Origin of the sequence: Pseudomonas sp. CCOS 191 (genome assembly GCF_001007005.1) — a bacterium.
Classification (GTDB): Bacteria; Pseudomonadota; Gammaproteobacteria; order Pseudomonadales; family Pseudomonadaceae; genus Aquipseudomonas; species Aquipseudomonas soli.
Genome location: NZ_LN847264.1, coordinates 4,617,369 through 4,643,210 on the forward strand (window position 1 = coordinate 4,617,369; position 25,842 = coordinate 4,643,210).

General features: G+C 63.2%; 24 protein-coding genes and 3 tRNA genes. 15 read left to right on the forward strand and 12 right to left on the reverse strand.

Features of this window, described 5'->3' with window-relative positions; translation table 11 throughout:
- Positions 1-64: 64 nt before the first annotated feature.
- From CCOS191_RS20525 to CCOS191_RS20545, 5 genes are all read right to left on the reverse strand, one after another.
- Positions 65-817 carry a YebC/PmpR family DNA-binding transcriptional regulator gene (locus tag CCOS191_RS20525; protein ID WP_023628700.1) on the reverse strand — a complete coding sequence of 251 codons (753 nt, stop codon included), beginning with the start codon at positions 815-817 and terminating at the stop codon, positions 65-67.
- Positions 818-927: 110 nt separating this feature from the next.
- A complete protein-coding gene (gene aspS, locus CCOS191_RS20530; protein ID WP_046856765.1) occupies positions 928-2,703 on the reverse strand; it encodes an aspartate--tRNA ligase in 1,776 nt (591 codons plus the stop codon).
- 94 nt (positions 2,704-2,797) lie between these two features.
- On the reverse strand, positions 2,798-3,019 hold the full coding sequence (locus tag CCOS191_RS20535) for an FmdB family zinc ribbon protein (RefSeq protein WP_046856766.1): 222 nt from the start codon (positions 3,017-3,019) through the stop codon (positions 2,798-2,800).
- Positions 3,020-3,107: 88 nt separating this feature from the next.
- Positions 3,108-3,434 carry a ribbon-helix-helix domain-containing protein gene (locus CCOS191_RS20540; RefSeq protein ID WP_046857889.1) on the reverse strand — a complete coding sequence of 109 codons (327 nt, stop codon included), beginning with the start codon at positions 3,432-3,434 and terminating at the stop codon, positions 3,108-3,110.
- A gap of 196 nt (positions 3,435-3,630) precedes the next feature.
- On the reverse strand, positions 3,631-4,104 hold the full coding sequence (locus CCOS191_RS20545) for a Dps family protein (RefSeq protein WP_028690591.1): 474 nt from the start codon (positions 4,102-4,104) through the stop codon (positions 3,631-3,633).
- Between the two features lie 280 nt (positions 4,105-4,384).
- Between CCOS191_RS20545 and CCOS191_RS28560 the strand changes: the two genes are divergently transcribed.
- Entirely contained in the window at positions 4,385-4,978 is a 594-nt protein-coding gene (locus CCOS191_RS28560; protein WP_046856767.1) for a cold-shock protein, read from the forward strand.
- Positions 4,979-4,997: 19 nt separating this feature from the next.
- On the opposite strand, the gene CCOS191_RS20555 is transcribed toward CCOS191_RS28560, so the two are convergent.
- Both CCOS191_RS20555 and CCOS191_RS20560 read right to left on the reverse strand, forming a co-directional pair.
- Entirely contained in the window at positions 4,998-5,210 is a 213-nt protein-coding gene (locus CCOS191_RS20555) for a SlyX family protein (protein WP_046856768.1), read from the reverse strand.
- Between the two features lie 2 nt (positions 5,211-5,212).
- Positions 5,213-5,632 (reverse strand): HIT family protein, encoded by a 420-nt coding sequence (locus tag CCOS191_RS20560; RefSeq protein ID WP_046856769.1) that lies wholly within the window; start codon positions 5,630-5,632, stop codon positions 5,213-5,215.
- A 762-nt stretch (positions 5,633-6,394) separates the two neighbouring features.
- On the opposite strand from CCOS191_RS20560, the gene CCOS191_RS20565 reads away from it, so the two are divergent.
- The 3 genes from CCOS191_RS20565 to CCOS191_RS20575 all read left to right on the forward strand — a co-directional run bounded on the left by CCOS191_RS20565 (position 6,395) and on the right by CCOS191_RS20575 (position 10,525).
- Positions 6,395-7,678, forward strand: a complete 1,284-nt coding sequence (locus CCOS191_RS20565) for an OprD family porin (protein WP_046856770.1) — start codon at positions 6,395-6,397, stop codon at positions 7,676-7,678.
- A 156-nt stretch (positions 7,679-7,834) separates the two neighbouring features.
- On the forward strand, positions 7,835-9,550 hold the full coding sequence (locus CCOS191_RS20570) for a proline--tRNA ligase (protein WP_046856771.1): 1,716 nt from the start codon (positions 7,835-7,837) through the stop codon (positions 9,548-9,550).
- A 21-nt stretch (positions 9,551-9,571) separates the two neighbouring features.
- Positions 9,572-10,525, forward strand: a complete 954-nt coding sequence (locus CCOS191_RS20575) for a lipoprotein (protein ID WP_046856772.1) — start codon at positions 9,572-9,574, stop codon at positions 10,523-10,525.
- A gap of 35 nt (positions 10,526-10,560) precedes the next feature.
- On the opposite strand, the gene dinB is transcribed toward CCOS191_RS20575, so the two are convergent.
- On the reverse strand, positions 10,561-11,619 hold the full coding sequence (dinB, locus tag CCOS191_RS20580; protein WP_172670934.1) for a DNA polymerase IV: 1,059 nt from the start codon (positions 11,617-11,619) through the stop codon (positions 10,561-10,563).
- Positions 11,620-11,829: 210 nt separating this feature from the next.
- Here dinB and CCOS191_RS20585 point away from each other — a divergent pair.
- The 5 genes from CCOS191_RS20585 to CCOS191_RS20605 all read left to right on the forward strand — a co-directional run bounded on the left by CCOS191_RS20585 (position 11,830) and on the right by CCOS191_RS20605 (position 16,503).
- Positions 11,830-11,906 (forward strand) — tRNA-Met (locus CCOS191_RS20585).
- A gap of 136 nt (positions 11,907-12,042) precedes the next feature.
- Positions 12,043-12,119: transfer RNA gene (locus CCOS191_RS20590), tRNA-Met, on the forward strand.
- A gap of 124 nt (positions 12,120-12,243) precedes the next feature.
- Positions 12,244-12,320: transfer RNA gene (locus CCOS191_RS20595), tRNA-Met, on the forward strand.
- A 248-nt stretch (positions 12,321-12,568) separates the two neighbouring features.
- Positions 12,569-15,211, forward strand: coding sequence for a bifunctional lysylphosphatidylglycerol flippase/synthetase MprF (gene mprF, locus CCOS191_RS20600; RefSeq protein WP_046856774.1), 2,643 nt, complete (start codon positions 12,569-12,571; stop codon positions 15,209-15,211).
- Positions 15,211-16,503, forward strand: coding sequence for a virulence factor family protein (locus tag CCOS191_RS20605; protein WP_046856775.1), 1,293 nt, complete (start codon positions 15,211-15,213; stop codon positions 16,501-16,503). The genes mprF and CCOS191_RS20605 overlap by 1 nt, the downstream gene beginning before the upstream one ends.
- 102 nt (positions 16,504-16,605) lie before the next feature.
- Here CCOS191_RS20605 and CCOS191_RS20610 read toward each other — a convergent pair whose 3' ends face one another.
- The gene (locus CCOS191_RS20610) at positions 16,606-18,516 is read right to left on the reverse strand and encodes a potassium transporter Kup (protein ID WP_046856776.1); all 1,911 of its coding nucleotides are present in this window, start codon (positions 18,514-18,516) and stop codon (positions 16,606-16,608) included.
- Positions 18,517-18,751: 235 nt separating this feature from the next.
- On the opposite strand from CCOS191_RS20610, the gene rimO reads away from it, so the two are divergent.
- From rimO to tsaA, 5 genes are all read left to right on the forward strand, one after another.
- Positions 18,752-20,083 carry a 30S ribosomal protein S12 methylthiotransferase RimO gene (rimO, locus tag CCOS191_RS20615; protein WP_031315328.1) on the forward strand — a complete coding sequence of 444 codons (1,332 nt, stop codon included), beginning with the start codon at positions 18,752-18,754 and terminating at the stop codon, positions 20,081-20,083.
- A gap of 85 nt (positions 20,084-20,168) precedes the next feature.
- Positions 20,169-20,627, forward strand: a complete 459-nt coding sequence (locus tag CCOS191_RS20620; protein WP_046856777.1) for a GNAT family N-acetyltransferase — start codon at positions 20,169-20,171, stop codon at positions 20,625-20,627.
- A 121-nt stretch (positions 20,628-20,748) separates the two neighbouring features.
- Positions 20,749-21,459: an rRNA pseudouridine synthase gene (locus tag CCOS191_RS20625; protein ID WP_046856778.1), complete on the forward strand. Its 711-nt coding sequence runs from the start codon at positions 20,749-20,751 to the stop codon at positions 21,457-21,459.
- Positions 21,460-21,509: 50 nt separating this feature from the next.
- The gene (locus CCOS191_RS20630; RefSeq protein WP_046856779.1) at positions 21,510-21,971 is read left to right on the forward strand and encodes a DUF1456 family protein; all 462 of its coding nucleotides are present in this window, start codon (positions 21,510-21,512) and stop codon (positions 21,969-21,971) included.
- 6 nt (positions 21,972-21,977) lie between these two features.
- Positions 21,978-22,670, forward strand: coding sequence for a tRNA (N6-threonylcarbamoyladenosine(37)-N6)-methyltransferase TrmO (gene tsaA / locus CCOS191_RS20635; RefSeq protein ID WP_046856780.1), 693 nt, complete (start codon positions 21,978-21,980; stop codon positions 22,668-22,670).
- A gap of 78 nt (positions 22,671-22,748) precedes the next feature.
- Here the strand turns inward: tsaA and fpr are convergent, their stop codons facing one another.
- The gene (gene fpr, locus CCOS191_RS20640; RefSeq protein WP_046856781.1) at positions 22,749-23,528 is read right to left on the reverse strand and encodes a ferredoxin-NADP reductase; all 780 of its coding nucleotides are present in this window, start codon (positions 23,526-23,528) and stop codon (positions 22,749-22,751) included.
- A 120-nt stretch (positions 23,529-23,648) separates the two neighbouring features.
- Between fpr and finR the strand changes: the two genes are divergently transcribed.
- Entirely contained in the window at positions 23,649-24,575 is a 927-nt protein-coding gene (gene finR / locus CCOS191_RS20645) for a LysR family transcriptional regulator FinR (RefSeq protein ID WP_023631043.1), read from the forward strand.
- Between the two features lie 3 nt (positions 24,576-24,578).
- Here the strand turns inward: finR and CCOS191_RS20650 are convergent, their stop codons facing one another.
- The gene (locus CCOS191_RS20650; RefSeq protein ID WP_023631044.1) at positions 24,579-24,944 is read right to left on the reverse strand and encodes a diacylglycerol kinase; all 366 of its coding nucleotides are present in this window, start codon (positions 24,942-24,944) and stop codon (positions 24,579-24,581) included.
- A gap of 76 nt (positions 24,945-25,020) precedes the next feature.
- Entirely contained in the window at positions 25,021-25,671 is a 651-nt protein-coding gene (gene erdR, locus CCOS191_RS20655; RefSeq protein WP_023631045.1) for a response regulator transcription factor ErdR, read from the reverse strand.
- Between the last annotated feature and the right edge of the window lie 171 nt (positions 25,672-25,842).

The following is a 25,842-nucleotide window of genomic DNA, read 5'->3' on the forward strand; positions in this document are numbered from 1 at the left end:
CGCAAACTGGCGCAGGCCTTGTGGGAGCGGGCTTGCCCCGCGCTACAGCCGATAGCCGAAACGATCAGCCCAGCGTTTCCATGATCTCATCGGAGATCTGTGCGTTGGAGTAGACGTTCTGCACGTCATCCAGGTCCTCGAGCATGTCGATCAGCTTGAGCACCTTCTCCGCACCGTCCTGGTCCAACTCGGCGCTGGTGGTCGGCTGCATCACGATCTCGGCGTCGGACGCCTTGAAGCCGGCCTCTTCCAGGGCGTTGCGCACGGCATAGAAGCTGTTGAACGAGGTGAAAACGTCAAAGGAGCCGTCGTCGTTGACCACCACATCGTCGGCATCGGCCTCCATCGCGGCTTCCATCAGCGCATCCTCGTCCACGTTCAGCTCGGCAGCGAAGCTGATCTGCCCCTTGCGCTCGAACAGGTAGGCCACCGAGCCGTCGGTGCCCAGGTTGCCACCGCACTTGGTGAAGGCATGACGCACGGCCGCGGCAGTACGGTTGCGGTTGTCGGTCATGGCTTCGACCATGATCGCCACGCCGCCCGGGCCGTAACCCTCGTAGCTGAGCTCTTCGACGTTGTCGCTTTCGTTGGTGCCGGCACCGCGGGCCACGGCACGATCGATGATGTCGCGGCTCATGTTGGCACCCAGGGCCTTGTCCAGCGCCAGGCGCAGGCGCGGGTTGGACGCCGGATCACCACCACCTTGCTTGGCAGCGACGGTCAGTTCGCGGATCCACTTGGTGAAGATCTTGCCTCTCTTGGCATCCTGGCGTTCTTTGCGGTGCTTGATGTTCGCCCACTTGGAATGACCGGCCATAACGACTCCAAATCCTTGAAACAGAAACAGGTTCCGCCCCGAAGGGCGGAACGTGAAGAATCCTGCGCCTCAACCGCGGGGGCACCCCGTTACCGGGGCGCCCCGATCGATCACTCGACCTTGGTCTGCTCGCGCAGACGGATGTGCAGCTCACGCAGGGCCTTGGCGTCGACCATGCCCGGGGCCTGGGTCATGACGCACGCGGCGCTCTGGGTTTTCGGGAAGGCGATCACTTCACGGATCGACTGCGCGCCGGTCATCAGCATGACCAGGCGGTCCAGGCCGAAGGCCAGGCCACCGTGAGGCGGTGCGCCGAACTTCAGGGCGTCGAGCAGGAAGCCGAACTTCTCTTCCTGTTCCGCCGCCTCGATACCCAGCAGGCGGAACACCGCCTGTTGCATCTCTTTGCGGTGGATACGGATCGAACCGCCACCCAGCTCGGTGCCGTTGAGCACCATGTCGTAGGCACGCGACAGCGCGGTGGCCGGATTGGCCTCCAGCTCCTCGGGGGTGCACTTCGGCGCGGTGAACGGGTGGTGCAGCGCGGTGAAGCTGCCGTCTTCGTTCTCTTCGAACATCGGGAAGTCGACGACCCACATCGGTGCCCACTGGCAGGTCAGCAGCTCGAAGTCATGACCCAGGCGGATACGCAGCGCGCCCAGGGCTTCGCTGACGATCTTGGCCTTGTCGGCGCCGAAGAACACGATGTCGCCATCGACTGCGCCAACGCGGTCGAGGATGGTGTTGAGGTTGGCCTCGGGGATGTTCTTGACGATCGGCGACTGCAGACCCTCGACACCCTTGGCGCGCTCGTTGACCTTGATGTAGGCCAGGCCCTTGGCACCGTAGATGCCGACGAACTTGGTGTACTCGTCGATCTTGCTGCGCGGCATGCTGGCGCCGCCCGGCAGGCGCAGCGCGGTGACGCGGCACTTCGGATCGTTGGCGGGGCCGGCGAAGACCTTGAAGTCGACATCCTTGAGCTGGTCGGCAACGTCGATCAGTTCCAGCGGGATACGCAGGTCCGGCTTGTCGGAGCCGTAGCGGCGCATGGCCTCTTCGTAGGTCATGTGCGGGAAGTCACCGAACTCCAGGTCCAGGACTTCCTTGAACAGCTTGCGGATCATGCTCTCGGTGAGGCCCATGATCTCGGACTCGTCGAGGAAGCTGGTCTCGATGTCGATCTGGGTGAATTCCGGCTGGCGGTCGGCACGCAGGTCTTCGTCGCGGAAGCACTTGGCGATCTGGTAGTAGCGGTCGAAGCCGGCGACCATCAGCAGCTGCTTGAACAGCTGTGGCGACTGCGGCAGTGCAAAGAAGCTGCCGGCGTGGGTACGGCTTGGCACCAGGTAGTCACGGGCGCCTTCCGGCGTGGCGCGGGTGAGGATCGGCGTCTCGACGTCGAGGAAGCCGTTCTCGTCGAGGAAGCGACGGATGCTGCTGGTGATGCGCGAGCGCAGGCGCAGCTTGTCGGCCATTTCCGGGCGACGCAGGTCGATGAAGCGGTAGCGCAGGCGGGTTTCTTCGCCCACGTCGGAGTATTCGTTCAGCGGGAACGGCGGCGTTTCGGCTTCGTTGAGCACGGTCAGCTGGTAACCGAGGATCTCGATGGCGCCGGAGGCCATGTTGGCGTTCACTGCGCCATCCGGGCGCTTGCGTACCTTGCCGGTGATCTGCACGACGTATTCGCTGCGCACGCGGTCGGCGGCGGCGAAGGTTTCTGCGCGATCCGGATCGAACACGACCTGGGCCATGCCTTCGCGGTCACGGATGTCGAGGAAAATCACCCCGCCGTGGTCGCGGCGACGATGGACCCAGCCGCAAAGGGTGACTTCCTGGCCGTCCAGGGACTCGTTCAGTTGGCCGCAATAATGGCTGCGCATCATGGTCGTGGTTTCGCTTCTCGTGATTCGTATGTTCGGTGGAGGTCTTGGCCGCCCAAGGGGCTAATACTGCAAGACCTGGTCGGTGCAATTCAACTCAGTCGGCCTTGTCGCCGCCTGCCAGATTCTTTTTCGCCCCGGTCTTGAAGTCGGTCTCGTACCAGCCGTTGCCGCTCAGGCGGAAGCCGGGGACCGACAGCTGCTTCTTCAATGCCGGCGCCTGGCATGCCGGGCAATCGGTCAGCGGCGCGGCACTGATCTTCTGCAACACCTCCATGCGGTGTTCGCAGGATGCACATTGATAGTCGTAAAGGGGCATGGCGTCTCTCGTCAACCACATCGCACGCTGCCCAAGGCAGCAAAGAGCGGGATTATATATGGTTAAGGAGTGCTGTGCAGCCCGGCGATCAGTGTACGTCCCGCGCCTCCTGCAACCAGGTGACGCAGATCACCCGGACCAGCCCGCTGAAATTCCTCACCCCGCCATGGCGAAGGTGCACTTCGCGGTCCACATAGGACAGCACCGCGCTCACCGAACAGCGGTTGGCCTGGGCGATGCGCTCCAGGATGCGCCAGTACACCACCTCCAGACGCAGGCAGGTGGCAAAACCGTTGAGCCGCACCGAGCGTGACACAGGCCCCGCCTGCGCCATGTCGAAGTCCCGCCTGAACGGATCGACCCGGGGGCTGCCCACGCCCTGCCTGTGCCTCGCATTGCCGTCGATACCACGCATCGGATTGTCCACCGCACCGCTCCATCATCTCGAAACCACACCCCCGCCCGCCTTGCGAACGGATCCATGTGTTTCATGAAGCGCCACCCGATCATGCCGGTAGCAGCGGCAAAGCCTTCCCCGCAAACGCGCAGGCCCGATACCTGCGAAGGCATCGGGCCTGGTTTGACTGGGTCAAACGACGGTCAAGCGGTAATCAGTTCCCGTCGAGCAAGACGCGCAGCATCCATGCCGTTTTTTCGTGCACCTGCATGCGCTGGGTCAGCAGGTCAGCGGTCGGCTCGTCGCTGACCTTGTCCACCACCGGGAAGATGCTGCGAGCGGTACGCACCACGGCCTCCTGCCCCTGCACCAGCTGGCGGATCATCTCTTCGGCAGGCGGTACGCCCTCCTCTTCCTTGATCGAAGAGTGGCGGGCATAAAAGGCATAGGAACCCGGCGCCGGGAAGCCCAGGGCACGGATACGCTCGGCGATCGAATCGACCGCCAGGGCCAGCTCGTTGTATTGCTCCTCGAACATCAGGTGCAGGGTGCGGAACGACGGACCGGTGACGTTCCAATGGAAGTTATGGGTTTTCAGATACAACACATAGGTATCCGACAACAGGCGGGACAACCCATCGACGATGGACTTGCGATCTTCTTCACTGATACCGATATCGATTGCCATGAAGCTCCCCTTTCCATAAGGCTTGATCATCAAGCAGGCAGCAAACACTCTAACAAGAGTTGGTTACCGGCGCATGCGGCACAAGGCTGCACTGACAGCCGTCGGCGCCAATCGGTTTGAGAAGCCCCCGCCTTTGCTGTTAAATAGGCAGTGTGCCACCCGTGCGGATTGTCAGTGCCGGGTGCATAGGCTGGCCCGTCACGTTTTCGCGCCTACAGTTCACGCGCACCGTGCGACCAGCTCATCCTGTGATCGGCCTTATCAACGTGAGCCAAACCCAATGTTCAAGATCGTCCATCTGGTGACGGGCGTGGCGGCTTTGCTGCTATCGCTCATACCCACCTTGAAAACTGACGCAACACCCTTCCTGCAGCAACCCGAGGCCGTCTACCTGGCGCTGCTCGGCCTGCTCAACCTGGTGATTGCCCCGGTACTGCCACAGTACTACAAAGGCATGCGCCAACAGCTGCAACACGCCACCAGCATCCTGCTGGTCGTGGCCGTGGTCCTGCAGACCCTCACCCTGCTGGCCCGGCCGGAGCTTGGCAACCTGCCAGCACTGGCCTGCGCCTTCCTCGCCAGCGTGCTGCACCTGGTGGCCGGCTTCGTTCGCGGCACGCGAAAGGCCCGCGCCAGCCAGGGAAATCCGCAGGAGGCCGGCCTGCGCGATACCGGCACCGTGAAGTGGTTCAACACCTCCAAGGGCTTCGGGTTCATCTCCCGCGACTCCGGTGACGATATCTTCGTGCACTTTCGCGCCATCCGTGGCGAGGGCCACCGTGTACTGGTCGAAGGCCAGCGCGTGGAGTTCTCGGTGATGCACCGCGACAAAGGCCTGCAGGCCGAAGACGTGGTCGCCGTCGCGCGCCGCTGAACCTGTGCCGCCGCCGTGCTCAATAGTGAGGCGGCGGCGCTTCTTCTTCCCCGCCACCCTGCTGGCCGGCCATCTCCTCGTAGCGTTTGATCAGCTCCGCCATCTGCAATTGCAGGCGCTCGATCACCCGACTCTGCTCGACAATCACATCATTGAGCGCTTGCAAGCTGTCATCCTGAAACGCCTGGCGGGTCTCCAGCTCGATCATGCGCATTTCCAGTTCCTGCGACATCCTCAAGCCTCCTTGAAGCTCTCACCCAGCAGCGCACGCACTTGCTGGCGAATACCGTCGAGCTGCTCCTGGGTGTAGCCGATGGCCGCCACCTTGCCCCAGACCGGGGCGGGCCAGGCGGCATCATCACGGTGGCGCACGATCACATGCATGTGCAGCTGGCTGACCACATTGCCCAGGGCCGCGACGTTCATCTTGTCGGCGGCAAAGGCATCCTTCAACGCCTCGGCCAGGGCGCTCGTCTCGACCCACAACTGCTGCTGGTCCGCTTCCTCGAGCTCGAACACCTCAGTGATATCGGCGCGACGCGGCACCAGGATGAACCACGGGTAGTTGGCATCCTTGCTCAGCAGCAGGCGGCACAGCGGCAGGTCGCCCAGCACCAGGGAATCTTCCTGCAGACGCGAATCGAGGGTGAACACGGCAAACCTCCTTACTAGCGATACAGCCCTTCCAACCGGCCGGGCACAGGGGCGCAAGGATACTCTGCTTCGGCATTTGCCACACCCGCCGACGTCGATTCGAGCCTTTTGTAGCACGCGAATGACAACATCGACGCCCCGCTTCGGTAACACAGCGCTACTTTTCGCACCAAAATGATGCCGCTCGTCAGACCTCCACCACACATCCGTCACATAAAACAGCCAGGATAAACAATCGTCGGTAACACCTTGACTTGGAAGGCAGCTTCACGTGCATACGCCAGAGATCACCGTGAACCGCCACCAAACCGGTCGCAGCCCGTGTTTTCGGAGGTTTTCCGGCTACAGGCAGGGCTTTTGTGAAAATTTCATCAAAGGTTCGTGATTTTGAGCATGCTTGTTGCATTCGTTACTCGCCAAGTCGGCATGCTCCCTGCATTGCAGGGTGAATGCGACAAATAACAACAGCGGCATCGGATAAACCAGGGAGTTTCACAAGCCGTACTTTGTATTTATACAAAAATGACGGTTTCGAGACAGCGCTGGCGTTGTACGCCTCTATAAAACGGGCGTGATTTGCGACATGGAGACAACTGACAGCGACATGGCCATAAAGTTACCGAAAGGTTGTTTCTGCCCATATCGCCAAGAATAGTCCGCGTGATATACATTTTCGCCGACATAACAAGAAAGAGCCGGCCCTATAACTAAAACACTTGGGTGCGGCGGTACTCTTCCTAAAAACCAAAGGAGCAAATCACGATGCGCGTGATGAAGTGGAGCATGATCGCCCTGGCCGTAGCGGCAGGGACTTCGCAGATGGCTGTCGCCTCTTCGCAGGATGAGTCCAAGGGCTTTGTCGAAGACAGCAAGCTCAGCGTCAAGACCCGGATGCTGTATTTCAGCCGTGACTTCCGCAACAACGACCGGGACGAAAACGGCAATCGCCAGAGCCGCCGCGAAGAAACCGGCCTGGGCTTCCTGGGTACTTATGAATCCGGCTTCACCCAAGGCACCGTCGGCGTGGGCGTCGACGCCATCGGCATGCTCGGCCTGAAACTCGACAGCGGCAAGGGCCGCGCCGGTACCGGCCTGTTCCCGACCGGCTCCGATGGTCGCTCGCAGGACGACTACTCGAAAGGGGGCGCAGCCGCCAAATTCCGTATCTCCGACACCGTGCTCAAAGTCGGTGACCAGTTCACCGCGCTGCCTGTCTTTGCTACTGACGACAGCCGCCTGCTGCCGGAAATCGCCCAGGGCGCCTTGATCACCAGCAACGAGATCAAGGGCCTGACCGTACACGCCGGTCGCTTCACCAGCCTGACCGCCCAAGAGCAGACCAACCGCGACAGCTTCCGTCTCAAGGAAGCCGACGTGTTCGGCGGCACCTATGCCTTCACCGACAGCCTGTCCACCAGCCTGTACTACTCCAAGGTCGAAGACTACTGGCGCAAGTACTACGCCAACGTCAACTGGGCACTGCCGATCTCCGATAAGCAAGGCCTGGTGTTCGACTTCAACATCTATGACACCAAGAGCGATGGCCGCGGCCTGGTACGTGCCGACAAAGACGGCACCACCAAGCTCGACAACCGCGCGTTCAGCCTGTCCGGCGCCTACAACATCGGCGCCCACACCTTCACCCTGGCCTTCCAGCGCGTGACCGGTGACGGCCAATATGGCTATGGCGTCGACGGCGGCGGTACCGTGTTCCTCGCCAACTCCATCGCCCGCTCCGACTTCAACGCCGAAGACGAGAAGTCCTGGCAGGCTCGCTACGACCTGAACTTCGCCGAATACGGCATCCCGGGCCTGACCTTCATGACCCGCTATGCCCACGGCACCGGTGCCAATACCAACCTGACCAACAACGGCAAGGAATGGGAACGCGACATCGACATCAAGTACGTGTTGCAGGAAGGACCGGCCAAGGACTTGAGCCTGCGCGTGCGCCAGGCGACCTACCGCTCCTCCGACAATGTGTATGGTTCGCCATCGCTGGATGAACTGCGCCTGATCGTCGAGTACCCGCTGAGCATCCTGTAAACCCAGGTTTGCGACGCCCCAAGATGAAGAAGCCCGGCGATCGCCGGGCTTTTTCTTGGCTGACAGAACCGCGCCAGTGCTGCATTCTGTACGCTTTCGTTTCGCCCCCGTACAATGCGGGGTCATTTCACATTCAGGCAATCGACACGGCTCACCATGCGCACCAGTCAATATTTGCTCGCCACCCAGAAAGAAACCCCGGCCGATGCAGTGGTCATCAGCCACCAGCTCATGCTGCGCGCCGGCATGATCCGCAAGCTGGCCTCCGGCCTGTACACCTGGCTGCCGATGGGCCTGCGGGTAATGCGCAAGGTCGAAGCCGTGGTACGCGAGGAAATGACCGCCGCCGGCGCCCTCGAGGTGCTGATGCCGAGCATCCAGCCAGCTGAACTGTGGCAGGAATCCGGCCGCTGGGAGCAGTACGGCCCCGAGCTGTTGCGCCTGAAAGACCGCCACCAGCGCGAATTCTGCGTCGGCCCGACCCACGAAGAGGTCATCACCGACCTGGCGCGCAACGAGCTGTCCAGCTACAAGCAGCTGCCGCTGAACATGTTCCAGATCCAGACCAAGTTCCGCGACGAGATCCGTCCGCGCTTCGGCCTGATGCGCGGCCGCGAGTTCATCATGAAGGACGCCTACTCCTTCCATGCCGACCAGGCTTCCCTGCAGGAAACCTACGACCGCATGCACCTGGCGTACTCCAACATCTTCACCCGCCTGGGCCTGGACTTCCGTCCGGTGCAGGCCGACACCGGTTCGATCGGTGGCAGCTACTCCCACGAATTCCATGTGCTCGCCTCCTCCGGTGAAGACGACGTGATCTTCAGCGACAGCTCCGATTACGCCGCCAACATCGAGAAGGCCGAGGCCATTCCGCGCGAAACCGTGCGCCCGGCGCCGACCGAAGAGCTGCGCCTGGTCGATACCCCGGACGCCAAGACCATCGCGCAACTGGTGGAAAACTTCGGCCTGGCGATCGAGAAGACCGTCAAGACCCTGATCGTGCACGGTGCCGAGGAAGGCAAGCTGGTCGCGCTGATCGTCCGTGGCGACCACGAGCTCAACGAAATCAAGGCCACCAAGCTGGAGCAGGTCGCCGACCCGCTGGTGATGGCCACCGACGCCGAGCTGCGTGCCGCCATCGGTGCCGGCGCAGGCTCCCTCGGCCCGCTGAACCTGCCGCTGGAGTGCATCATCGACCGTTCGGTCGCCCTGATGAGCGACTTCGGCATCGGCGCCAACATCGACGACAAGCACTACTTCGGCGTGAACTGGGAACGCGACCTGCCGGTTCCACAGGTCGCTGACCTGCGCAACGTGGTCGAGGGCGACCCGAGCCCGGACGGCCAGGGTACCCTGGTGATCAAGCGCGGCATCGAAGTCGGCCACATCTTCCAGCTCGGCACCAAGTACAGCGAAGCACTCAAGTGCCAGGTGCTGGGTGAGAACGGCAAGCCTGTAGTCCTGTCGATGGGCTGCTACGGTATCGGCGTGTCCCGTGTGGTCGCCGCCGCCATCGAGCAGAACCACGACGACAAGGGCATCATCTGGAATGACGCCCTGGCCCCGTTCCAGATCGCCCTGGTGCCGCTGCGCTACGAAACCGATGTGGTCCGTGAGGCTACCGACAAGCTGTACGCCGAACTGACCGCCGCAGGTTTCGAAGTCCTGCTGGACGACCGCGACAAGAAGACCAGCCCCGGCATCAAGTTCGCCGACATGGAGCTGATCGGCATCCCGCACCGCATCGTCGTCAGCGACCGCGGCCTGGCCGATGGCAACCTGGAGTACAAGCACCGCACCGAGTCGGAGGCCCAGGCACTGCCGCTCAATGAAGTGCTGACCTTCCTGCAGGCCCGCATCCGCCGCTGATAACCCGTTACGCGAGTGATCATGTCCAAGCGAAGTACCTACACCCTGGGGGGCGCCGCACTGTGCGGCGCCCTGCTCCTCGGCGGCTGCGCCAACCAGATGTCCCAGCGCAGCGACCATGAGGAGCGCGTCGAGCGCAAACTGCTCGAGCACAGTCTGCAGATCGATGTCGGCGAGCCGAAGGTGATGGAGCTTCCGCAGCGGCGCGTGCGCATTCATGAGCTCAAGCGATTCGAAGTCACCGAGTTCGAAGTGACCCGCCGCTACGACCGCTACACCCCCTACCAACCCTGGCGGGAGATCTACGAGATCCCGCTGGGCGCGGTGGCCGTGGTGGCGGGCATCGGCGCCAACGTGGCCAATGTGTTCGCCTTGGGCAACCTGCCGGACAGCGTCACCCACGACTGGCTGAGCTATGGCGTGGCGGGCGTCAACCCGTTCATGAACGTACCGTCCAACGGCCGTGCCCAGCAGAACCTGGCGGGCATCGACGAGGTCGAGAAAGGCAAGCGCGAAGAGTCCATCAGCCTGCCGTGGAACGAGCGTCTGGTCGAGGTCAAGGCTGGCAAGATGACCCACGAGCTGACCACCGACAAGCATGGCGTACTGCGCCTGAACCTGCTCGACAGCCCGTTCTCCGAGCAGAACCTCAACCATATCGGCACCCTGCACCTGCAGGTGGTGGATGAGGAAAACCAGGTACGAGGCGATGCCAGCTTGCTGGTCAGCGGCAATTTGCGCGGCAAGTTGCTCGAGGCCCACGAGCTCATTTTCGATGACCTCGAGGACGACGATGTCGGCCAGTGGGTACATCGGGTCAAGCGCCTGTCGGAACTGGGCCTGGAAGAAGAGGCCAGCGAACTCGAACAGAGCCTGATCGAACTGACGCGCAACGATCCTGAGCTGCAGCAGGAGTTTCTGCAGGCACTGACCAAGGCCACCGGACGACTGGTTGCCGATCCGGGCGTGCAGTAAAACGAGAAGGGGCCGCTTGTGCGGCCCCTTCTTCTTTATATGTCCCGAAACAACTCCAACTGCTCAAGCGCCCCACGCAGATCCCGCAGCCTCACCCCTACCCCCAGCAACCGCACCGGCTTGCCACCTCGGGCAAACGCCTGGCTAAGCAACTGCCGATAGCTCTCCAGGTCTCGCCCCGCGCCAGCCTGCTCCAGCGTGGTCTGGCTGAAGTCATGGAACTTGACCTTGACGAAAGGCTTGTCGGGCCGGTAGCTGCTATCCATGCGCGCAATCCGCTCATTCAAACTGGCGAGCAGGTCAGGCAGCTTCTCCAGGCAACTGCCAAGGTCGGGCAAGTCATGATCGTAGGTGTTCTCGACGCTGACCGACTGCCGCCGACTGTCGTTGTGCACCGCACGCTCGTCGATCCCTCGCGCCAGACCCCACAAGCGCTCGCCGAAGCTGCCAAATTCGCGCACCAGCGCCAGCCTCGACCAGTCGCGCAATGACAGGCAAGTATCGATCCCCAATCGCGAAAGCTTATCCGCCGTCACCTTGCCCACGCCATGCAAGCGGGCAACCGGCAAAGCCGCGACGAATTCCTCCACTTGGTCCGGGGTAATGACGAACAACCCATTGGGCTTGCGCCAATCGCTGGCGATCTTGGCCAGGAACTTGTTCGGCGCCACGCCTGCGGACACCGTGATATGCAGTTGCTGGGCGACCCGCCGGCGAATGTCCTCGGCAATCCGCGTGGCGCTGCCGGCGAACCATTGGCTGTCACTGACATCCAGGTAAGCCTCGTCCAGCGACAGCGGTTCGATCAACTCGGTGTAGTCCCGGAAGATCGCGTGAATCTCGCGGGACGCCTCACGGTAAGCCTCGAAACGCGGCTTGACGATCTCCAGGTCGGGGCACAGCTTCATGGCATGCCCCGATGCCATCGCCGAACGCACGCCATAGGCGCGCGCCTCGTAGTTACAGGTGGCGATCACGCCACGCTGACCTGGCTGCCCACCCACCGCCATGGGACGACCGACCAGGCGCGGGTCATCGCGCATCTCGATGGCGGCGTAGAAGCAGTCACAATCAATGTGGATGATCTTGCGCAAGGACATGGATGACAGTCACTACTGTAAATTCATACAGATATTACCGTATGGCCAACGGACGAGACAGCCTGGACCGGACAATCGGCCTGCAAGCCCCGTCGCCACTGAGCTGCGGCGCGATCTGGCACGCTAAGGGTTTGAACGAAAAAGGTTTTTCTTGAGGAAATGCTTGACAGGCAAGGGAAAATCCGTAGAATTCGATCTCACAGGCGCGGGATGGAGCAGCCTGGTAGCTCGTCGGGCTCATAACCCGAAGGTCGTCGGTTCAAATCCGGCTCCCGCAACCAGATTCAAGAAAAGGCCACTGTTCATACAGTGGCCTTTTTTATTGCCTCTATATTTACACAGAACGAAAAACCCACGAAAAATCAAGCAGTAACGCTTGACAGCGGTTGGGAAATCCGTAGAATTCGATCCCACAGGCGCGGGATGGAGCAGCCTGGTAGCTCGTCGGGCTCATAACCCGAAGGTCGTCGGTTCAAATCCGGCTCCCGCAACCAGATTCAAGAAAAGGCCACTGTTCACGCAGTGGCCTTTTTTATTGGCCGCAGTTTTTCCAATCGCAACCAATGTCATATCAAGCCTTGACAAGCGATGGCAAATGCGTAGAATGCGCCCCTCTGACGCGGGATGGAGCAGCCTGGTAGCTCGTCGGGCTCATAACCCGAAGGTCGTCGGTTCAAATCCGGCTCCCGCAACCATATTCGTCAGAACAAACCCCGCCTGTCGCAAGACAGTGCGGGGTTTGTTGCATTCAGCCCCTACCCTTTCGATTCCTCCTCGCCAAGCCCTGGTTCCAGCCCTTGCAGACGGCTGAATGAACTATCTTTAACTATCCTGAAACAGATTAAGCCGCCGGCGCGGAGTAATATTCGGATACGTTTTTCCAAAGGGACTTTCACTTGGCCGTACCTTGCCTTCACCTCGCGCGTTGCGCACGAGGCACTCCATGACCGCCCCCACTCCCGAGCCCCAGGCACCGTTGACCACGGCCTTGCCGGCGGCGGCGCAGCGCCTGCCCTGGCTGGAGCGCTTGAGCAAGTACCGTCAGCCGCTGGGTTTGGCGCTGACATTGCTGCTGTTCGCCATGGGCCTGATTGCCTGCCGCCATCTGTTGAGCGAACTGGATATCTACGCCCTGCATGATGCGATGCTCAGCGTACCGACCCAGTCGCTGCTCGGCGCGCTGCTGGCCACGTTGGCCGGCTTCGTGATCCTGCTCGGTTACGAATGGTCAGCCAGCCGCTATGCCGCCGTGCAACTGCCACCCCGCACCCTGGTGCTCGGGGGTTTCAGCGCCTTCGCCATTGGCAACGCGATAGGCCTGTCGATGCTGTCGGGTGGCTCGGTGCGTTATCGCCTCTATGCCCGTCAAGGTTTGGGGGCCGCAGAGGTCGCGCGCATGACGGTGTTCGCCAGCCTTTCGCTGGGCTGCGCGCTGCCGCCGCTGGCGGCACTGGCCACCCTGAGCGACCTGCCGGCAGCGGCAACGGCGCTGCGCTTGCCTGCACCGCTGCTGGGCGGGATCGCCGTCGCCGTGCTGGTCGCGGCGGTAGCCCTGGTCATGGGCCTGTACCGCCGTCGCCTGCCTGAACAGCCACTGGCCGACAACCTGCTGGTGCAGTTCGGGCGCCGCACCCTGCGCCTGCCAGGCGCACGCCTGACTGCGTTGCAACTGCTGATCACCGCCCTGGATGTCGCCGCCGCGGCCACCGTGCTTTATTTGCTGCTGCCCGAAGCCCCGCCCTTTGGCGCGTTCGTGCTGGTCTACCTGCTTGCCCTCGCCGCCGGAGTGCTCAGCCATGTGCCGGGTGGCGTCGGGGTGTTCGAGGCGATCCTGCTGGCCGCGTTCGCCAACCAGCTGGGCGCGGCGCCACTGGCGGCCGCCCTGCTGCTGTACCGGCTGATCTACGTGGTGATGCCGTTGCTGGTGGCCTGCGTACTGCTGCTGGCCAACGAAGCCCGCCGGCTGATGGTCACCCAGCAGGCGATCCGCGCAGCCTCGGGCCTGGCCGCGCCGGTGCTGGCGATCCTGGTGTTCCTTTCCGGCGTGGTGCTGCTGTTCTCCGGCGCTACCCCGGAGATCGACAGCCGTCTGGAGCACATGGGCTTTCTGATCCCACACCGCCTGATCGATGCCTCGCACTTCGGTGCCAGCCTGATCGGCGTGCTCTGCCTGCTGCTCGCCCAGGGCCTGCGCCGGCGCCTGTCGGCCGCCTGGTTGCTGACCACCGTGCTGCTGCTGGTGGGCGCGGTGCTGTCGCTGCTCAAGGGCTTCGACTGGGAAGAAGCCAGCCTGATGTGCTTCACCGCTGCCCTGCTCGCCCTGTTCCGCCGCTCGTTCTACCGCCCCAGCCGCCTGCTGGAGCTGCCGTTCTCGCCGGTATACCTGGTGGCCAGCGCCTGCGTGGTCGGCGCCTCGGTATGGCTGCTGCTGTTCGCCTACCAGGACGTGCCCTACACCCACAAGCTGTGGTGGCAGTTCACCCTTGATGCCGATGCGCCACGGGGCTTGCGCGCCGCGCTGGGCAGCGCCGTGCTGCTGGTGATCGTCGCCCTGACCTGGCTGCTGCGCACCGCCCGGCCAGTGATCCATCTGCCCAGCGAAGACGAACTGCAGCGCGCCAACCGCATCCTGCTCGCCTCCGACCAGCCCGATGGCGGCCTGGCCCTGACCGGTGACAAGGCGCTGCTGTTCCACCCCAACGACAATGCCTTCCTGATGTATGCCCGTCGTGGCCGCAGCCTGGTAGCCCTGTACGACCCGATCGGCCCGGCCCAGGAACGCGCCGAAATGATCTGGCAGTTCCGCGACCTGTGCGACCTGCACCATGCGCGCCCGGTGTTCTACCAGGTGCGCGCGGAGAACCTGCCGTTCTACATGGACATCGGCCTGACCGCGATCAAGCTCGGCGAGGAAGCGCGAGTCGACTTGCGCCGCTTCGATATCGATGCCAAGGGCAAGGAGATGAAGGACCTGCGCTACACCTGGAACCGCGGCGGCCGCGACGGCCTGGCCCTGGAGATCCATGAGCCTGGCCACGCCCCGCTGGAGGCACTCAAGGAGATCTCCGACGCTTGGCTGAGCGGCAAGAACGTGCGCGAAAAAGGCTTCTCCCTCGGCCGCTTCAGCCCCGAGTACCTGCAGCATTTCCGCATCGCGCTGATCCGTTTCCAGGGCCGCCCGGTGGCCTTCGCCAACCTGCTGGAGACGCACAGCAACGAGCTGGCCAGCCTCGACCTGATGCGCGCGCATCCAGAAGCACCGAAGCTGACCATGGAGTTCATGATGGTCGGTCTGATCCTGCACTACAAAAGCCACGACTACGGCCGCTTCAGCCTGGGAATGGTCCCCCTTTCCGGCTTGCAGCCGCGGCGTGGCGCCCCCTTGACCCAGCGCCTGGGCTCGATGGTGTTCCAGCGCGGCGAACAGCTCTACAACTTCCAGGGCCTGCGGCGCTTCAAGGACAAGTTCCAGCCGGACTGGGAACCCCGCTACATGGCCGTGCCGGCCGGGCTCGACCCGCTGGTGGCACTGGCTGACACCGCCGCCCTGATCGCTGGCGGCCTGACTGGATTGGTGAAACGTTGATGATCCGACGCTATTGGCTGTACGTACTGATTCCCCTGTTGCTCGCCGTGCTGGCCGGTGGCGCGGCCTTCTGGCTGTGGACCCGCCCGGCCCCCGAGGCACGCCTGGAGCACCTCACGCTCGACGACGGCAGCGCCCTGACTCGCGCCACTCCCGGCGTGCATGCCAAGGCCCGGGTGGCCATCGGCGTGCCCCAGGACCAGGCCCTGACCGACAAGCAACTGCTCGACCTGAGCCAGGCCGGCGAGGCCCAGCTGGTGCAGGTGGTCCTGCCGCCGGCCGACTGCGCCAAGCAGCAGGCCGCGATGGACCAGGCCCTGACTCGACTGGCCGACAAACCGACCCTGGTTGCCGGTATCGGCCCAGGCGCCGCCCAGGCCTGGCGCTGGCTGGCCGCGCAAGGCGATGACAAGGCGCGAGCCATCTCGGTGGATTTCACCGTCGAGCAGCCCGGCTGCCAGGTCGCGCTGCCCAAGTCCGCCGCCCATGGCCACTGGAACGTGGCCTGGAACGACAACCCGGATGACGCCAGCGCCGCCTTCGTGCGCGACCAGGCCAACGCCGAGACCAGCATCGCCGACTACGACATCCACCTGCCCCAGGTACTCAAGGCGCAGTTGACCCAGGCCCTGGTCGGTCATGATGGCAACGCCCTGGCCATCCCGGTGGTCGAAGTTCCGGCCGGGCAGACCACCGACACCGTCACCCTGTTCCTTTCCGGCGACGGCGGCTGGCGCGACCTGGACCGCGATGTGGCCGGCGAGATGGCCAAGCTTGGCTACCCGGTGGTCGGCATCGACACCCTGCGCTATTACTGGCAGCACAAGACCCCGGAGCAGAGCGCCGCCGACCTCTCCGAGCTGATGCAGCACTACCGCCAGAAATGGGGCACCAAGCGCTTCGTGCTGACCGGCTACTCGTTCGGCGCCGACGTGCTGCCGGCTATCTATAACCGCCTGTCCGCAGACGACCAGAAGCGCATCGATGCGGTGATCCTGCTGGCGTTCGCCCGCAGTGGCAGTTTCGAGATCGAGGTGGAGGGCTGGCTCGGCAAGGAGGGCCAGGAAGCCCCAACCGGGCCGGAGATGGCCAGGTTGCCGGCGGCGAAGGTGGTATGCATCTATGGGGTGGAAGAAACCGACGAAAGCGGCTGCACCGACAAGACCGCCGTGGGTGAGCGCATGAAACTGCCTGGCGGCCACCACTTCGACGAAAACTACCCGGCGCTGGCCAAGCGTTTGATCGGTGAGATCGAGACTCGCCAGGGAAAGGCCAACGTCGCTGAGAAATGATAGGGAAAGGGGCCGCTTTACGGCCCATCGCGGGGCAAGCCCGCTCCCACAATGATCACACAAGCCTTGTGGGAGCGGGCTTGCCCCGCGTTGTTTGTACCATCAGATCTCGACCTGCGTCCCCAACTCGATCACCCGATTGAGCGGCAGGTTGAAGAACCGCAGGTTGCCGTTGGCATTCTTCAGCAGGAACGCGAACAGGTTCCCGCGCCAGCGCGACATCCCCTCCAGGCGGGAGGCGATCACCGTCTCCCGGCTGAGGAAATAGGTAGTACGCATCGGGCTGAAGTCCAGTTCGTCCAAGTGGCAAAGCTTCAGCGCCGCCGGTACGTCCGGCTCGTCCATGAAGCCAAAGTGCAGCAGCACCCGGAAGAACCCGTCACCATAGGCTTCCACCTCGAAGCGCTCATGCTCCGGCACTCGCGGCCGGTCCTCGCTGACCACCGTCAGCAGCACCACCTGGCTGTGCAGCACCTGGTTATGCAGCATGTTGTGCAGCAGCGCGTGGGGAACAGCATCGGAGCGCGCGGTCAGGAACACCGCGGTGCCCTCGACCCGATGCGGCGGCTGCACGCGAATGCTGCTGATGAACAGCGGCAACGGCAACGCGCCTTCATCGATGCGATCGACCAGGATCTGCTTGCCGCGCTTCCAGGTACTCATCAACACGAACAGCACGATACCCGCCAGCACCGGGAAAGCGCCGCCCTGCACGATCTTCGGCACGTTGGCGGCGAAGAACAGGCCGTCGACGAACAGGAAGCCCAGCAGCAACGGTACCGCCAACACCGGCGGCCACTTCCACAGCAGCAGCATCACCGCAGAGACCAGGATGGTGGTCATCAGCATGGTGCCGGTCACTGCCACGCCGTAGGCCGCCGCCAGGGCGCCGGAGGACTCGAAGCCGATCACCAGCAGCACCACGCCGACCATCAACGCCCAGTTCACCGCACCGATATAGATCTGCCCCTGCTCGTCGCTGGAGGTGTGCTGGATCTGCATGCGCGGCACATAGCCCAACTGGATGGCCTGGCGAGTCAACGAGAAGGCCCCCGAAATCACCGCCTGGGAGGCGATCACCGTGGCCATCGTCGCCAGGCCCACCAGCGGCAGCAACGCCCAGGACGGCGCCAGCAGGTAGAACGGGTTGCGTGCCGCCTCGGGGTTCTGCAGCAGCATGGCGCCCTGGCCGAAGTAGTTGAGCACCAGCGCCGGCAGCACCAGGGCGAACCAGGCGCGGGCAATGGGTTTGCGGCCGAAGTGCCCCATATCGGCGTACAGGGCCTCGGCGCCGGTCAGCGCCAGCACCACCGCACCAAGGATGGCCACGCCCATGCCGGGGTGGACGATGAAGAAGTTCAAGGCCCAACCCGGGTTGAACGCCTTCAGCACCTCCGGGCTCTGCAAGATCCCATGCACGCCCAGCGCCGCCAGCACAAGGAACCAGGCGACCATGATCGGGCCGAAGGCCTTGCCGATCTTCTCGGTGCCATGTTTCTGCACCAGGAACAGCGCCACCAGCACTACCAGCGCAATCGGCACCACCCAGTGATCGATCCCCTCGAACGCCAGGCCCATGCCCTCCACCGCCGACAGCACCGACACCGCCGGGGTGATCATGCTGTCGCCGTAGAACAGCGAGGCGCCGATCAGGCCACAGCCGACCATCAGCATGCGCAGCCGCGGATACTGCGCCGTGGCCCGCCGCGCCAGCGCGGTCAGGGCCATGGTGCCGCCCTCGCCCTGGTTGTCGGCGCGCAGGATGAACATCACGTACTTGAACGAAACCACCCACAGCAGCGACCAGAGGATCAACGACAGGATGCCCAGCACCCCGTCATGGTTGACCTGTACGCCATAACCGCCGGTAAAGACCTCTTTGAGGGTGTACAGCGGGCTGGTGCCGATATCGCCATAGACCACCCCAACGGCCGCCACGAGCAGGCCCAGCGGCCGTGCCGCCCCCTGCTTCCCCGCGTGCCCGCCTTCGGCATGACTGCTTGCCTGAACCATCGACCACTCCCGCAGACGGCCTGTTAGACCGGTTGAATGCCTACCCGCGCCGAGCCCTCCCGGATACCCCGGCGCAACGGCGCGAAGCATAGCGCAGCGTTCGTCGTATTTCTGCTGGTAAAGCGACCTTGTGCTCGCTAGAATTGCGCACTTTTTGATCAGAGGCGCCGAAAGCGCCCGCCAGGATCGCCCCCGTTACCGGCCGGGCGACCTGTATTCAATACCGAGGTTAGCCATGTCCACCACTCCCGCCACCCCGAAGGTCGGCTTTGTCTCACTGGGTTGCCCCAAGGCCCTGGTCGATTCCGAGCGCATCCTGACCCAGCTGCGCATGGAAGGCTATGAAGTCGTGCCTACCTACGAGGATGCCGACGTGGTGGTGGTCAACACCTGCGGCTTCATCGACAGCGCCAAGGCCGAGTCGCTGGAAGTGATCGGCGAAGCCATCAAGGAAAACGGCAAGGTCATCGTCACCGGCTGCATGGGTGTCGAGGAAGGCAGCATCCGTGACGTGCACCCCAGCGTGCTGTCGGTCACCGGCCCGCAGCAGTACGAGCAAGTGGTCAATGCCGTGCACGAAGTGGTGCCACCGCGCCAGGACCACAACCCGCTGATCGACCTGGTGCCGCCCCAGGGCGTCAAGCTGACCCCGCGTCACTACGCCTACCTGAAGATTTCCGAAGGCTGCAACCACAGCTGCAGCTTCTGCATCATCCCGTCGATGCGCGGCAAGCTGGTCAGCCGCCCGGTCGGCGAAGTCCTGAGCGAAGCCGAGCGCCTGGTCAAGGCCGGCGTCAAGGAGATCCTGGTGATCTCCCAGGACACCAGCGCCTACGGCGTGGACGTCAAGTACAAGACCGACTTCTGGAACGGCCGCCCGGTCAAGACCCGCATGCTCGAGCTGTGCGAAGCGCTGAGCAGCCTGGGTGCCTGGGTGCGTCTGCACTATGTCTACCCGTACCCGAACGTCGACGACGTGATTCCGCTGATGGCCGCCGGCAAGATCCTGCCTTACCTGGACATCCCGTTCCAGCACGCCAGCCCCAAGGTGCTCAAATCAATGAAGCGCCCGGCCTTCGAAGACCGCACCCTGGCGCGCATCAAGAACTGGCGTGAACAGTGCCCTGAGCTGGTGATCCGCTCGACCTTCATCGTCGGTTTCCCCGGCGAAACCGAGGAAGACTTCCAGTACCTGCTCGACTGGCTGACCGAAGCCCAGCTCGACCGCGTTGGCTGCTTCCAGTACTCGCCGGTCGAAGGCGCCCCGGCCAACGACCTGGGCCTGGAAGAGGTGCCGGACGACGTCAAGCAGGATCGCTGGGACCGCTTCATGGCCCACCAGCAGGCCATCAGCACCGCCCGCCTGCAACTGCGTATCGGCAAGGAAATCGAAGTGCTGATCGACGAAGTCGAAGAGCAGGGCTCGGTGGGCCGCAGCTTCTTCGACGCGCCGGAGATCGACGGCAGCGTGTTCATCGACGGCGACCACGGCTTCAAGCCGGGCGACAAGGTCCGCTGCCGTATCGTCGACGCCGACGAGTACGACATGTGGGCCGAGCCCATCTGAGCGAAACTCGCCTGAAAATACCCCGCCAGCTGGCGGGGTATTTTTTTGCATCTATGTTTTCCTCAATGGCACCGAGGATCACAGGATGTCGCCCACCGTCACGCTGCACACACCTCATCTGAGCGATTATCCCGAGCTGGTCCGGGTGTGGGAGGCGTCGGTGCGGGCCACCCACGACTTCCTGCCCGAGGGCTACATCGTGCTGCTGCGCGAACACGTGCTGCGCAAGTATCTGGATGCCGTGATGCTGGTCTGCTGCAAGGACAGCAAGCGGCACATCCTCGGCTTTGCCGGGGTGGCTAACGGCCGGGTGGACATGCTCTTCGTCGCGCCCGAACACCGTGGCCAGGGCATCGGGCGGCGCCTGCTGCGCCACGCGGTGCACGAATTGAACGCCGAGCGCCTGGACGTCAACGAACAGAACCCGCAAGCCCTGGGTTTCTACCTGCATGAAGGCTTCGAGATCTATGGCCGCTCGGAAACCGACGGCCTAGGGCAGCCCTATCCCCTACTACATTTGAGACTTGTTCGTACAACGTCCTAGTACGCAAGCTCAGGAAACCACTACCCCGCTCCGAAATGGCGCAAATGACATCGATTTGCAGCCGCTACCTCGCCCAGGCAGGTACAATGAAGGCTTTCCCTACCGCGTGATGCCCGTGTCCATGTCCGAACCCATTCGTCTCTCCAAACGCCTCATCGAACAGCTTGGCTGCTCCCGCCGCGAGGCCGAACTGTACATCGAGGGTGGCTGGGTCACGGTCGATGGCGTGGTGGTCGAACAACCCCAGTTCAAAGTCGCCGAACAGCAGGTCGAGCTGCTGCCGGGCGCTCGTGCCGATTCACTCGAACCGGTCACCCTGCTGCTCAACCAGCAGGCCGGCCAAAACAGCGCAAGCGCCCTGGCCAGCATCAGCATGGCCAGCCTCAGCGAAGCGCACCGCGAGGGCGTGCGCCCGTTGCATGGGCATTTCGCCCGCCAGGCCTGCATCGTCCCGCTGCTGCCCGGCGCCAGTGGCCTGCAGCTGTTCACCCAGGACTGGCGGGTAACCCGCAAGCTCGAGGCCGACCTGCGCCGCATGGAGCAGGAATACATCGTCCAGGTCAGTGGTGAAGCCAAACCCGGCGCCCTCGAGCGCCTGGCCCGCGGCGTGGAACGCAAGGGTGTCGAACTGCCGAAGGCCAAGGCCAGCTGGCAGAACGAGCAACACCTGCGCATCGTGCTGAAGAACCCGCAACCGGGCTTGATCGAACAGCTTTGCGAAACCGCCGGCCTCAAGGTGCTGGGGATGCGCCGTATTCGCCTTGGCGGGGTGTCGATGGGCAAGCTGCCGCTGGGCCAATGGCGCTACGTGGCCGCTACAGAACGCTTCTAGCATTACCGCCGCGCAACGACTGACGCGGCAACAGAACAGGATTCGCTGCAATGAACCACAACGATGTACTGCGCAGCCTGCGCTACATGCTCAAGGCCAACGACCAGAAAATGGCCGAGATCATCAAGCTCTCGGGCCTCGAGGTTTCCGCCGAGGCCATCGCCACCTATGTAAAAAAGGAAGAGGAACCCGGCTTCGTGCGTTGCCCGGAAAAGGTCATGGCGCATTTCCTCGACGGCCTGGTGATTCACCGTCGCGGCCGCGACGACAGCCGCCCGCCGCAACCGATCGAAGTGCCGGTGACCAACAACACCGTGCTCAAGAAGCTGCGGGTGGCCTTCGAGCTGAAGGAGGACGACCTGCACGCGGTGCTCAAGTCCGTCGACTTCCCGGTGTCCAAACCGGAGCTGAGCGCGCTGTTCCGCAAGGTTGGCCACGACAACTACCGCCCCTGCGGCGACCAGTTGCTGCGCAACTTCCTCAAGGGCCTGACCCTTCGCGTGCGCGGCTGAGCCAAGATGCAGCATACCGTCTCGCCGGTCGGCATCGTTCGCTCCTGCTTCAAGGAGAAGTTCGCCATCCCGCGCCAGCCCCAGCTGGCGCCGGCCGCCCGTGGTGTGTTGGAGCTGCTGCCGCCCTTTGACCAGGGCGATGCCGTCGAAGGCCTGGAACAGGTCAGCCATGTGTGGTTGCTGTTTCTGTTCCACCAGGCACTGGAAGACAAGCCACGCCTGAAGGTGCGCCCACCGCGCCTGGGCGGCAACAAGAGCATGGGGGTATTCGCCACCCGGGCAACCCATCGGCCCAACGGCATCGGCCAGTCGGTGGTACGCCTGGAGGGCGTCGAACCAGGGCGACTGCTGCTGTCGGGGATCGATCTGCTGGACGGCACCCCGGTGCTGGATATCAAGCCTTATGTGCCATATGCGGACAGCGTCGCCGAGGCATCGAACCTGATGGCCAGTGATGCACCGGAGCCGATCAGTGTGCAATGGAGCGAGGGCGCACTGCCTCAGGCCCACACCCACGCACTGCGCCTGGGCGAACCGCTGGTCGAGCTGATCGAACAGTGCCTGGCCCAAGACCCACGCCCTGCCTACCAGGTGCCATCGCCCGAGCGGGTATATGGGGTGAAGTTCTGGGATGTGCAGGTGCGCTGGCATTATCCGCAACCGGATGTGATCCGGGTGCTGGAAGTGACGCCGGAGTGATGTAGCGTCGATAAGACGCAATGCCAGGCATAAAAAAACGCAGGCCAAGCCTGCGTTTTTTCATTCATGCCGCTGGCTTTACTTCTCGACGAACGCTCGCTCGATCAGGTAATCGCCCGGCTCACGCATGCGCGCGGAGATCTTCAGACCGAAGCTGTCCAGCACTTCGCTGGTTTCATCGAGCATGCTCGGGCTGCCGCAGATCATGGCACGGTCGTCCTGCGGGTTGATCGGTGGCAGGCCGATATCGCTGAACAGCTTGCCGCTGCGCATCAGGTCGGTCAGGCGGCCCTGGTTTTCGAAAGGCTCGCGGGTCACGGTCGGGTAGTAGATCAGTTTGTCGCGCACCGACTCACCGAAGAATTCGTTCTGCGGCAGGTGCTCGGTGATGAACTCGCGGTAGGCCACTTCGTTCACGTAGCGAACGCCGTGTACCAGGATCACTTTCTCGAAGCGCTCGTAGGTCTCCGGGTCCTGGATGACGCTCATGAACGGCGCAAGGCCGGTACCGGTGCTCAGCAGGTACAGGTGCTTGCCCGGGTTCAGGTCGTCCAGCACCAGGGTGCCGGTGGGCTTCTTGCTGATGATGATCTCGTCGCCTTCCTTCAGGTGCTGCAGCTGGGAGGTCAGCGGACCATCCGGCACCTTGATGCTGAAGAACTCCAGGTGCTCTTCCCAGTTCGGCGAGGCGATGGAGTAGGCGCGCATGAGCGGACGGCCGCTGTCCTGCTGCAGGCCGATCATCACGAACTGACCGTTCTCGAAGCGCAGGCCCGGATCACGGGTGCACTTGAAGCTGAACAGAGTGTCGTTCCAGTGGTGCACACTGAGGACACGTTCGTGGTTCATGTTGCTCATCGATGGGGCTCCTGAAGGAAAACGCGGCGCGCGCAAGACGCGCAGTTGCGCGATAGTTTAGGGGCAGCGACAATATCTGTTAACTGAATTATCAAGATATGTGTTATCGGTTATATAGATATGCGATTCACACTTCGTCAGCTCCAGGTCTTTGTCGCCGTCGCCCAGCACCAGAGTGTGTCCAGGGCCGCGGGCGTACTGGCCTTGTCGCAATCGGCAGCGAGCACCTCGATCACCGAACTGGAGCGCCAGTCCAGCTGCCAGCTGTTCGACCGTGCCGGTAAACGCCTGAGCCTGAACGCCTTGGGTCACCAGTTGCTGCCTCAGGCCGTGGCCCTGCTCGACCAGGCCAAGGAAATCGAAGACCTGCTCAACGGCAAGTCGGGATTCGGCTCGCTGGCGGTCGGCGCTACCCTGACCATCGGCAACTACCTGGCCACCTTGCTGATCGGCAGCTTCATGCAGGTGCACCCGGAAAGCCAGGTCAAGCTGCACGTACAGAACACTGCGCATATCGTGCAACAGGTTGCCCATTACGAAATTGACCTGGGTCTAATCGAAGGCGACTGCAACCACCCCGATCTGGAGGTGCAGCCCTGGGTGGAGGATGAGCTGGTGGTGTTCTGCGCGCCGCAGCATCCGCTGGCCAAGGCCGGCCATGCCGATATCGAGCAACTTTCCCATGAAGCCTGGATCCTGCGCGAACAGGGCTCGGGCACGCGCCTGACCTTCGACCAGGCCATGCGTCATCATCGCGCCAACCTGAACATCCGCCTGGAGCTGGAACACACCGAAGCAATCAAGCGGGCGGTGGAGTCGGGCCTCGGTATCGGCTGTATCTCGCGCCTGGCGCTGCGCGACGCCTTCCGCCGCGGCAGCCTGGTGCCGGTGGAGACGCCAGCGCTGGATCTGTCGCGGCAGTTCTATTTCATCTGGCACAAGCAGAAGTACCAGACCTCGGCCATGCGCGAGTTCCTTGAGCTGTGCCGCAGTTTCACCGCTGGGGTGCAGCGCAGCGACGAAATCGTGCTGCCGCCGATCGCCTGAACGTCAGCCGAGCAGGATCACGCCCCACACCAGCGCGACCATGCTCATGGCCACCAGTTGCGCGGCACTGCCCATGTCCTTGGCGTTCTTCGACAGTGGGTGACGATCGAGGGAAATGCGATCGATCGCCGCCTCCACCGCCGAATTGAGCAGCTCGACGATCAGCCCCAGCAGGCACACGGCGATGAGGATCGCCCGTTCGGCGCGGCTCACCGGCAGCCAGAAGGCCGTGGGGATCAACAGCACGTTGACCAGCACCAGCTGGCGAAACGCGGCCTCACCCTTGAACGCGGCGCGCAGGCCGTCCAGCGAGTAGCCAGCGGCATTGAAGATACGTTTGAGGCCGGTCTGGCCCTTGAATGGCGACATGTGTGTCAGTCACTTCACCGAAAAAGGCCAGCAGGCTAGTTCAACCGCAGTCAAAAAAGCGTGAAGGCGCAGGGATTTAGCTGGCCGAAACCGATTCAAGTTGTTGCAACAACAGCGCGGCCTGGGTCCGGGTGCGTACGCCGAGCTTGCGGAAGATCGCCGTGACGTGGGCCTTGATGGTCGCTTCCGAGACACTCAGCTCATAGGCGATCTGCTTGTTCAGCAACCCTTCGCAGACCATGGTCAGCACGCGGAACTGCTGCGGGGTGAGGCTGGCCAGCCCTTCGCTGGCGGCCTTTGCCTCGGCAGACACGTCGACCTTCTCGAACGCCTGCGGCGGCCACCAGACATCACCGTCGAGCACATTGCGCACGGCTTCCTGGATCTTGCTCAGCTCGCTGGATTTGGGGATGAAACCGCTGGCGCCGAATTCGCGGGACTTTACCACGACGGCCGCCTCTTCCTGCGCCGAAACCATCACCACCGGGATCTGCGGGTATTGGCCACGCAGCAGCACCAGCCCGGAGAAACCATAGGCACCAGGCATGTTCAGGTCCAGCAGGACCAGGTCCCAGTCGGCTTTTTCAGTCAGGCTGGTTTCCAGTTCGGCGATGCTCGCCACCTCGACCAAGCGCACATCCGGGCCCAGGCCGAGGGTAACGGCCTGGCGCAGTGCGCTGCGAAACAGCGGGTGGTCATCGGCAATCAGGATTTCGTATGTGGCCATCGATCTAGGGATCCTGTTCTGTACCAGGCGCAGGGGGTACGGGAGACGCCTGGCGGGCAACTCATGGCGCGAACGGCAGGGCCGCCGGCCGGGATGGCACGGCGAAGTCCGGGGTAACAGCAGCTTCGTCGTGCCCGAAGCGGCGCCAAGGATGCCGAGCACGCCCCGGGT